The sequence below is a fragment of the Marinomonas pollencensis genome (assembly GCF_003387375.1).
Classification (GTDB): domain Bacteria; phylum Pseudomonadota; class Gammaproteobacteria; order Pseudomonadales; family Marinomonadaceae; genus Marinomonas; species Marinomonas pollencensis.
Window position 1 is genome coordinate 1 of sequence record NZ_QUNG01000024.1, and the last position, 9,818, is coordinate 9,818.

Sequence of the window (9,818 nt, forward strand, 5' to 3'; positions counted from 1 at the left end):
AGAACAATCAACATAAAGCGAATTGACGTGTTTGACTCTCGTAAGTCTTCAATTTTTTTGATCAACTACATTCCGGTAAAACCGAACTGTGATGATCTTCTGAAGACTCCAGCGAGCGCCCACACAAATTATCTGATTATCTATTTTAAAGAGCGTGCTGACTTGTTGGCTTACTTAGTAAGCTAGACATCGTCTTCGTTGTTGTGAAGCGTTGTCCGTGTCAGCGAGGGCGTATATTAAGGATCTACAGATTTAGTGCAACCTTTTTCTGAGAAAAAGTGACATTTATCGCAATTAATTTAAAAGAAAACAAAAACTGTTCAATTAACCAACAAAAACGCCACTTTCTGTTTGTTTTTTGCGCTATTCGTTAGACGGTAGGGCTTTCTTCTTACACCTATTTAGGCCACTGAGGTAAACTCCCCCTTTATTACTTATACTTTAATGGCATCTTAATAGTGACTCAACTCCTCACCCCCTCCGACATAAACACACTAAAGCAACCAATAACGCTAGCCGTCGCACCAATGGAAGGCGTTATGGATCATACTATGCGTAATCTGCTGTCTGAGGTGGGCGGCATGGACTACCTGGTGTCAGAATTTGTCCGAGTAACACAATACGCCATTCCTGCGCACACTTTTAAGCGCCTTGTTCCCGAGAACGCAAATCAGGCAAAAACCAAAAACCACCATCCTGTTCACACTCAGCTTTTAGGTAGCAATGCAGAGCTCATGGCCGAAAGCGCTTTTAACGCGGTTCAAGCGGGAGCGACACACATTGATGTAAATTTTGGCTGCCCTGCAAAACGCGTAAATGGCCATGGCGGTGGTTCTGTTTTATTACAAACGCCAGGCACACTATATGAAATCATGAGTGAAATCAGAAAACAGCTACCAAAACGTATTCCGCTGTCTGCCAAAATTCGCTTGGGTTATGAAGATGAAGAGCTGCTGCTAGACAATGTCGCAGCTATTGAAAGCGCAGGCGTTGGCACTCTGACCATACACGGCCGCACCAAAAAAGATGGCTATAAGCCACCAGCACGCTGGGAGAAAATTGGTTTAATCCAGGACCAAACAAAAATGGTCGTCGTGGCAAATGGTGATATTACAGATATTGAGTCTTTACAACGCTGCCAAGCCATTACTGGATGCCGACACTTTATGATTGGTAGAGGGTCACTTAATAACCCTTTTGTTTTCCAGCAAATTAGAGAGCAACTAAATGACACTCAGAGTACAGGGAAGCCTAACGCTCTACTGCCTTTATTTAGTAGCTACCATAACCAGTTAAAAGAACATTATGATGAAGTGGCAAGCTTAGGCAGGTTAAAACAATGGTGCGGCCACCTAAGATATGAATACCCAAGCATTAAAAATAATTTACAAACACTAAGAAGAAGCAACAGTACAGATGAACTAATAAACACACTGCGAGAGCTATTCTGAAATAAGGATAGCACTAAAGCCAAAAAATATTTTCTAAGGGTTAGAGGATATTAAGAAGGTGTTTTAAATTTAATAAAGGGAGTAAAGAAGAATGGTGCACCCGAGAGGATTCGAACCTCTGACCGCTCGGTTCGTAGCCGAGTACTCTATCCAGCTGAGCTACGGGTGCTCAATCATTTTGCAGAAAATTTAAAGAAGGAACTTTAAATATTTTAAGAATGGTGCACCCGAGAGGATTCGAACCTCTGACCGCTCGGTTCGTAGCCGAGTACTCTATCCAGCTGAGCTACGGGTGCTCAAATCTTTTTCTGCCAGCAAATCAAATGACTTACCTTAGTAACGCTATTCTATAATGGTGCACCCGAGAGGATTCGAACCTCTGACCGCTCGGTTCGTAGCCGAGTACTCTATCCAGCTGAGCTACGGGTGCTCAATTACAAAATTACTTTGCCATTCTCGAAAAGGATAGTTTCAAAGAAGACAAACTTGAAATGGCGGAGAGTTAGGGATTCGAACCCTAGATGAGTGTTAACCCATACACCCTTAGCAGGGGCGCGCCTTCAGCCACTCGGCCAACTCTCCAAACAAGTGCGGCGTAGTATATACGCCTTAATTGTTTTGTAAACCCTTTTTTTAAAATTATTCTTCTAAATTTTCTTCACCCTGTTCTTTTTGGATTCTAAGGTAGATTTCTTCACGGTGAACAGACACATCTTTAGGGGCATTAATGCCGATGCGAACCTGATTACCTTTTACACCTAGAACGGTGACAGATACTTCATCACCAACCATCAGAGCTTCACCAACACGTCGAGTAAGAATAAGCATAATATTTCTCCCTGTAATTCCTTTATAATTTATCTAGATTTAGCCTACACAAGCTGTAGGCCAAATCCTACAAAAGAATTGTAGCTTTTAGAGAGACATTAATCCAATCCAACTTTGTGGTTATATTGCGATCAATTTGTGACTAAAGCGTGACGAAATGTCACGCCTCGCTAATTCCTGCTGCACTATCGCTTAATTTGAATGCAGAATGTAACGCTCGTACAGCCAACTCCATGTATTTTTCATCAATAATTACTGACACCTTGATTTCAGATGTCGAGATCAGCTGAATATTAATGGACTCGTCTGCCAACGCTCTGAACATAGTACTAGCAACCCCTGCATGTGAACGCATCCCTACCCCCACAATAGACACTTTAGCGATCTTAGCATTGGTTAGGGTCGCTCTTGCCCCTAGCTCGCCCTCAATGCCCTCTAAAATAGAGAAAGCTTTTTCATAGTCATTACGGTGCACAGTGAAAGTAAAGTCCGTTGTGCCATCAGCAGATACATTCTGAACAATCATATCCACTTCAATGTTCGCATCACTGATAGGTCCTAAAATACGTGAAGCAATCCCTGGGATATCAGGCACTCCTTTCAACGTCAGTTTCGCCTCATCTCGATTAAATGCGATACCGGAAACAGCTGGCTGCTCCATATTTTTATTCCCCTCAGTTGTAATCAATGTACCTTCACCTTCAACAAAACTAGACAAAACCCTTAATGGAACCTGGTATTTACCAGCAAATTCAACGGAACGAATTTGCAGCACTTTTGACCCTAAGCTTGCCATTTCTAACATTTCTTCAAATGTAATCTTATCCAAGCGACGAGCACTATCAACGACTCGCGGGTCAGTTGTGTAAACACCATCCACATCGGTGTAGATCTGACACTCATCTGCTTTTAACGCAGCCGCCAAAGCAACTCCAGTTGTATCTGAGCCACCTCGCCCCAATGTGGTGATGTTGCCGTGCTCATCCGCTCCTTGAAAGCCTGCAACCACAATCACGCGCCCCGCATCGAGATCAGTACGCATTGCTGCTGTATCAATCTCTTGAATGCGAGCCTTACCATGAGCGCTGTCAGTTGTAATACGCACCTGAGAACCAGTATAAGAGCGCGCCTCAACACCGCGCTTCATTAAAGCCATAGACAACAAAGCAATGGTAACCTGCTCACCCGTTGAGAGCAGAACATCCATCTCTCTCGCACTGGGAGTTGAATCAACGCTCTTTGCAAGCTCAATCAGCCGATTGGTTTCACCACTCATAGCAGAAACGACTACAACGATGTCATCCCCTTTCTGCTTATGTCTACTTACTCTATCGGCAACTGCTTCAATCCGCTCTATTGTACCGACAGAAGTGCCACCGTATTTTTGAACTAACAACGCCATAGTCTTTCATTTACCTACATAAATAGCCCAATGGGCGAATACTTCTTACACTCTTTCAGCGACCCATTCAGGAACCGCTGCTAAAGCACTTGGCAACGCATCAGGATTATTCCCGCCCGCTTGAGCCATGTCTGGGCGACCGCCCCCTTTGCCATCAACCAAAGGCGCAACCATCTTAATCAAGTCGCCTGCTTTCACCTGCTTGGTAAGCTCTTTGGTAACACCAGCAATCAAGCTGACCTTGCCGTTATTCACAGCAGCTAACAAGACTACAGCTGATTCCAACTTACTTTTCAGTTCGTCCAGTAAATCACGAAGCTCTTTTGGATCATTCACTTCTACTTGCGCAACTAACAGCTTACCACCATTAATTTCAACCGCCTGAGAAGCCAAATCAGCACCCGCTAGCGCTGCCATTTTACCTTTTAACGCATCCAGCTCTTTTTGCAATGCTCGGCTATGCTCATTTAAGGCACTCACTTTATCCAAAGCGTTCTCTTTGTTTCCTTTCACCAGAGCAGCCACTTTCAACAAGGCAGCTTCTGTTTGTCGAGTCGCCTCTATTGCGGCCTTACCCGTTACCGCTTCAATGCGTCGAACGCCTGCCGCAATACCATTTTCAACAAGAATTTTAAACAAACCGATATCGCCAGTGCGCTTAACGTGAGTACCACCACACAGCTCAATGGAATAATCCGCGCCCATAGTCAATACGCGCACTTCTGCATCGTATTTTTCACCAAATAAGGCCATCGCGCCTTTCGCTTTCGCCGCTTCAATGTCCATGATGTCAGTTTCAACAGGACGATTTAAACGAATCTGCTCGTTAACCATGTCTTCAATTTGTTCGATTTCAGCCGCAGTCACACCCTCAAAGTGCGAGAAGTCAAAACGTAAACGTTCTGCATCAACCAAGGAGCCTTTCTGGGTAACATGATCCCCTAGTACTCTACGCAACGCTTCATGCATCAAATGTGTTGCGGAGTGGTTTAGCGTAGTAGCATTACGTAAAGAACGATCTACCTCCGCGGTGATTTTATCACCCACTGCTAAACGCCCCTCTTTTACTTCACCATGATGAAGATGTGCTTTGCCAAGTTTTGTCGTGTTAGACACTTTAAAAGCAGCAGGGCCGCGCAACCAACCCTGATCACCAACCTGACCACCTGATTCGCCGTAGAAAGGCGTTGCTTTCAACACGATCACTGCAGTCTGACCCGCTTCGACCGCCTCTACGGATTCCCCATCTAGTAGAATGGCTTCAACTTCACACTGACTTTCTAGTTGTTCGTAACCAGTAAACTCTGTCACGGCATCTAACTGCACACTACCAGACATATCCATAGTAAAGTTGCTTGCCGAACGGGCACGTGCTCGCTGTGCTTCCATAGCAGCATCAAAGCCAGCCTCATCGATTTCAAGGCCGTTCTCGCGTGCCACATCATTGGTTAAATCTGCTGGGAAACCAAAGGTATCGTACAATTTGAAAACAGTTTCACCAGGAATAACTTTGGCATCTCCAAGGTTTGCAATCGCTTCTTCTAAGATCTTCATACCTTGATCTAACGTTTTCGCAAATTGCTCTTCTTCTTTTAGCAAAATAGAAGCTACACGTTCTTTTAGCTTGCGCAGCTCTGGATAGGCATCACCCATTTCCTTATCAAGCGCATCAACCAAAGTATGAAAGAAAACTCCGCTTTGCCCCAGTTTATTACCATGACGAATAGCACGACGAATAATACGGCGTAGCACATAACCACGACCTTCATTAGAAGGGATCACGCCATCCACAATCATGAAAGAGCAAGAGCGAATGTGATCAGCAATAACCTGCAAAGATTTTGAAGTAAGGTCATCCGTGCCAACGGCTTTAGCCGAAGCGGCGATCAAATTTTGGAACAAATCAATTTCGTAGTTACTGTGGACACCTTGCAAAATGGCCGCAATACGCTCCAGCCCCATACCCGTATCAACCGACGGTTTTGGCAATGGCGCCATAGTGCCATCCGCAGAACGGTTAAACTGCATAAATACAACGTTCCAGATTTCAATGAAACGGTCGCCATCTTCTTCTGGAGAACCTGGAGGCCCACCCCAAATATGCTCACCGTGGTCATAGAAAACTTCAGAACAAGGACCACAAGGACCAGTATCACCCATTGCCCAGAAATTATCAGACTGGTAACGCCCACCTTTATTGTCGCCAATACGGATGATTTTCTCTTCCGGCAAACCAATCGTCTTATTCCAGTAGTCGTAAGCTTCATCATCTTCGGCGTAAACTGTCACCAGCAACTTCTCTTGCGGCAGTTTCAACACTTCGGTTAAAAACTCCCAAGCATAGGTGATGGCTTCTTTCTTAAAGTAGTCACCAAAACTAAAGTTACCCATCATTTCGAAAAAAGTGTGATGACGAGCGGTATAACCTACATTCTCAAGATCGTTATGTTTGCCACCGGCACGAACACAACGCTGAGAAGAAGTCGCTCGCGTATAAGGACGGACGTCATCTCCTAAGAAAACATCTTTAAATTGAACCATACCAGCGTTAGTAAATAGCAAGGTCGGATCATTTCCTGGGATCAACGAGCTTGATTCTACAATCTGGTGCTGCTTATTTTCGAAATACGATAAAAATGACTGGCGTAACTCAGAACTCTTCATAATTGGATGAGTCTCTATCTCTTAATTTGTCTGGCGAATTGAAATGCGTGAATGGTCTACAGAAAGCCCATTCGGTGCAATGAAAAGCACAAAATAGTACACGCAAAGGATAGGTGTTTTCAAAAGAAACCGAGGGGATTTTAAGCTTATTTTGCGCAAAACTTAAGCAAAAGTATCTTTCTTTCAATAAAAGACACTTTTGCAGGGAAAAAAGACTAGGTGTTGTCGTTATTAATATAGCGATATTTAGGGCGAGAGGTCATACGAGTCACCAATTCATAACCTATGGTATCAGCATACTCCGCAACTTGTTCAACCGGAACCGCCCCTCCCCAGAGCACTACCTCTTGTCCCATTTCTGGCGCTTGACCATAATCAGCCATCCGCACTGTAATCATATCCATGGAGACACGACCCGCCAAATAAGCAGGCTGCCCAGCAATCTGTAACGGGGTTTCTTCTTTCGCATGACGTGGATAACCGTCACCATACCCTACCGCCACCGTTGCTAGCACATGATCTTCTTGTGCCTCATAAGAATAGCCGTAACCTACGGTATCGCCTTTTTTAAGGCTGCGTACCGACATTACTTTAGAAGATAATGTCATAGCCGGTTGCAAGCCAAGCTGTGTTCCTGTGACTTCAGCAAACGGAGAAATACCGTATAGCATGATACCTGGACGAATCCAGCCACCTTCCGGCACACTCCATTTCATGATAGCCGCAGAGTTCGCCACACTAGCAGGTATATCACCAATCAATTGTCGAGTGCGCTCGAAATAGGCCAATTGTTCCATGGTCGCTAAATCAGACAAATCATCCGCACAAGCAAAATGCGTCATTAATAAAACTTCATCAACCTGACCGGATTCTCTTAAGCGAGCAACAAAGTCGTTTGCCCCATTCATGTCCACGCCTAAACGATGCATACCAGTGTCGAGCTTAACAAACACCTTTTCAATCTTCACTTGGCTATTAAGCAGTTCAGACAACTGCTGTTCATTTTCCAACGCTGCCCAAAAACCGTGCTGCTCACATAACGCCCACTCGTCGGCTTCAAATACACCTTCAAGCAGCATAATAGGCGACTCAACACCCGCTTCACGTAGCGCTAGCGCTTCTTCTATCGCCGCCACAGCAAAGGCATCCGCTTCTTTGTCTAAAAAGCGCGCGACTTCAACAGCACCGTGCCCATAAGCATTACTTTTTACCACTGCAAACGCGTTACAAGTAGGCTGTAGTTTTTTTGCATAACGATAGTTATTTAGAATCGCGTCTAAATTAATTGTCGCTGTCAGAGGCCTTGCCATCTTTATCCCTTATTACTTATAACGTTTAATAGATAAGTCTTGTGAATCAATATCTGTTTTGTCATCTGACATAATATCTGCGATCACCGCTGCTGAGCCGCAACTCATAGTCCAACCCAAGGTTCCATGCCCAGTATTTAAATACAAACCAGCCACCCCACTGGCACCAACAATCGGTGTACCGTCTGGTGTATTTGGGCGCAACCCTGTCCAATAATCAGCTTCTGCCAAATCACAGCCTTGATTAAACAACTCACGCACCACATGAGTAATGGTTTCAGTGCGTACTTTAGGCAAATCTAGATTGTAACCGTTTAGCTCTGCGGTACCGGCTGCACGGATACGACCACCTAGACGGGTTACAGCCACTTTGTAGGTTTCATCCATGACAGTAGAAGTCGGCGCAAACTGGCTATCGGTAATAGGCACCGTTAGGGAATAGCCCTTAACAGGGTAGATAGGCACTGAAATATCAATATCCTTCAGCAATTCTTTAGAGAAGCTCCCCATGCAGACCAAGACTTTATCAAAACTAAAATCACCTTGGTCTGTTTTCACGGCCCGTAACTTGCCGCCTTCAACCACTAATTTATCGATAGCAGTATTGAACTTGAAGGTCACTCCCATGTTGTCGCAGTGTTTTTTCAGCTCCTGACAAAACAAAAAGCAATCGCCGGTTTCATCTCCTAGCAGACGCAAACCACCTTTAAATTGATCAATCACTGGAGCAAGACCAGGCTCTACCTTTAAAATATCGGCTGGAGTCAGTACTTGATGAGGAACATTCAGCGCCTGCAGCACCTTAATGTCTTTTTCAGAAGCTTCTACCTGTGCCTCTTTGCGGAACAACTGAGTCGTACCGCCTTGACCGCCGTCATATTGAATACCAATGTCCTTACGAATTTCAATAAACTGGTCGCGACTATACTCAGCAAGCGCCATCATTCGCGATTTATTCACGTCATATGCTTTTTCTGTACAGTTGGCTAGCATTTGCCCCATCCAAACCAACTTTTTCATTTCAGGTTCTGGGCTTATTTTAAAAGGCGCATGTTTCTGCATCAGCCATTTAATGGCTTTTAGCGGCACACCAGGAGCAGCCCAAGGGGCAGAGTAGCCTGGTGAAATCTGTCCAGCATTTGCAAAGCTGGTCTCTAAAGCCACACCAGGCTGACGATCGATCACAGTTACTTGATGACCTTTTTTAGCCAAATAGTAAGCCGATGTTAACCCCACAATACCAGCACCTAATACACAAACCTGCATAGCAACACACCCAAAAATAATCAAAGTCGATATAGGCATTCTTTCATAAGATATGTAGTTTTTTACTCTTATTTAAAATACATAAGCAGTGTATAAAACCACAAAAAAACATATTTTAAGAATATTATATAACTCAATAAAGCTTTATCTGAAGCAATCAATGCTAAACTCATGAAACGCTATAACCAAGAGACAATACGCCATGAACAAAACACCTTCGACAATGGACCACGCGTTGATCTTATTAGGCGGTAGAGAACACGCCACTAAAGAAATACACAACAAATTAAAGTTACGCGGCCACAACGAAGAAGACATCGCCAACACCCTTCAGTCTCTTATCGAAATGAACTACCTGAACGATCAACGTTTTGCTGAAATATTTGTCCGCAATCGCATCAGCAAACCGCTAGGCGCACTCAGAATCAAACAAGAATTAAGCAGGAAAGGAATACCAGAAGAGCTAGCTAACCAAGCCATAGAAAACATAGATGCAGACTGGTTTGAATTAGCTAAAGAGCTAAAAGAAAGAAAGTTTGGCGTAACAAAATACCAAGACTTTAAAGAAAAAGCTAAGCAAATACGTTACTTACAGTATCGGGGATTTAACTTTGACCAGATCAACTACGCACTAGAACCTGAGTCAGATGACTAAATAACACAAACTCCAACAATCGAGTAGGGTGAGGCGTTACCGCCTCATCCCTCTCACAGAACCGTACGTACGGACCTCGTATACGGCTCATGTAAACGTCCATTCAGCATGTACGCTGAACACATACCCCGTTTTCACTTCTTCAAGATTTACTAAACCTTGTTCATCGAACCATTTGTTTGGCATCGCGTGACTGGCTAACGGACTCGCCGCATTCCTCCAACTCGTCATGGATATATACT

8 protein-coding genes and 4 tRNA genes are annotated in these 9,818 nt (G+C 44.2%); 3 read left to right on the forward strand and 9 right to left on the reverse strand.

Annotated features, from left to right (window positions below; genetic code table 11):
- On the forward strand, positions 1–186 hold a 186-nt coding region (locus DFP81_RS18400; protein WP_220342967.1), incomplete at its 5' end, for a hypothetical protein.
- A 353-nt stretch (positions 187–539) separates the two neighbouring features.
- Complete coding sequence (locus tag DFP81_RS17790; protein ID WP_245959212.1) at positions 540–1,451, forward strand: tRNA dihydrouridine synthase; 912 nt, start codon at positions 540–542, stop codon at positions 1,449–1,451.
- 92 nt (positions 1,452–1,543) lie between these two features.
- Here DFP81_RS17790 and DFP81_RS17795 read toward each other — a convergent pair.
- The 9 genes from DFP81_RS17795 to DFP81_RS17835 all read right to left on the reverse strand — a co-directional run bounded on the left by DFP81_RS17795 (position 1,544) and on the right by DFP81_RS17835 (position 8,921).
- Positions 1,544–1,620: transfer RNA gene (locus DFP81_RS17795), tRNA-Arg, on the reverse strand.
- A gap of 50 nt (positions 1,621–1,670) precedes the next feature.
- Positions 1,671–1,747: transfer RNA gene (locus DFP81_RS17800), tRNA-Arg, on the reverse strand.
- A gap of 57 nt (positions 1,748–1,804) precedes the next feature.
- Positions 1,805–1,881 (reverse strand) — tRNA-Arg (locus DFP81_RS17805).
- Positions 1,882–1,943: 62 nt separating this feature from the next.
- A tRNA-Ser gene (locus DFP81_RS17810) sits at positions 1,944–2,033 on the reverse strand.
- Between the two features lie 57 nt (positions 2,034–2,090).
- Entirely contained in the window at positions 2,091–2,279 is a 189-nt protein-coding gene (csrA, locus tag DFP81_RS17815; RefSeq protein ID WP_115899236.1) for a carbon storage regulator CsrA, read from the reverse strand.
- Between the two features lie 160 nt (positions 2,280–2,439).
- Positions 2,440–3,681 carry an aspartate kinase gene (locus DFP81_RS17820; protein WP_115899237.1) on the reverse strand — a complete coding sequence of 414 codons (1,242 nt, stop codon included), beginning with the start codon at positions 3,679–3,681 and terminating at the stop codon, positions 2,440–2,442.
- A 45-nt stretch (positions 3,682–3,726) separates the two neighbouring features.
- Entirely contained in the window at positions 3,727–6,345 is a 2,619-nt protein-coding gene (gene alaS, locus DFP81_RS17825) for an alanine--tRNA ligase (RefSeq protein WP_115899238.1), read from the reverse strand.
- A gap of 215 nt (positions 6,346–6,560) precedes the next feature.
- Complete coding sequence (gene alr, locus DFP81_RS17830) at positions 6,561–7,655, reverse strand: alanine racemase (RefSeq protein ID WP_115899239.1); 1,095 nt, start codon at positions 7,653–7,655, stop codon at positions 6,561–6,563.
- 12 nt (positions 7,656–7,667) lie between these two features.
- Positions 7,668–8,921 (reverse strand): D-amino acid dehydrogenase, encoded by a 1,254-nt coding sequence (locus DFP81_RS17835; protein ID WP_115899241.1) that lies wholly within the window; start codon positions 8,919–8,921, stop codon positions 7,668–7,670.
- A 202-nt stretch (positions 8,922–9,123) separates the two neighbouring features.
- On the opposite strand from DFP81_RS17835, the gene DFP81_RS17840 reads away from it, so the two are divergent.
- Positions 9,124–9,576 carry a regulatory protein RecX gene (locus DFP81_RS17840; protein WP_115899240.1) on the forward strand — a complete coding sequence of 151 codons (453 nt, stop codon included), beginning with the start codon at positions 9,124–9,126 and terminating at the stop codon, positions 9,574–9,576.
- The last annotated feature ends 242 nt before the right edge of the window (positions 9,577–9,818 follow it).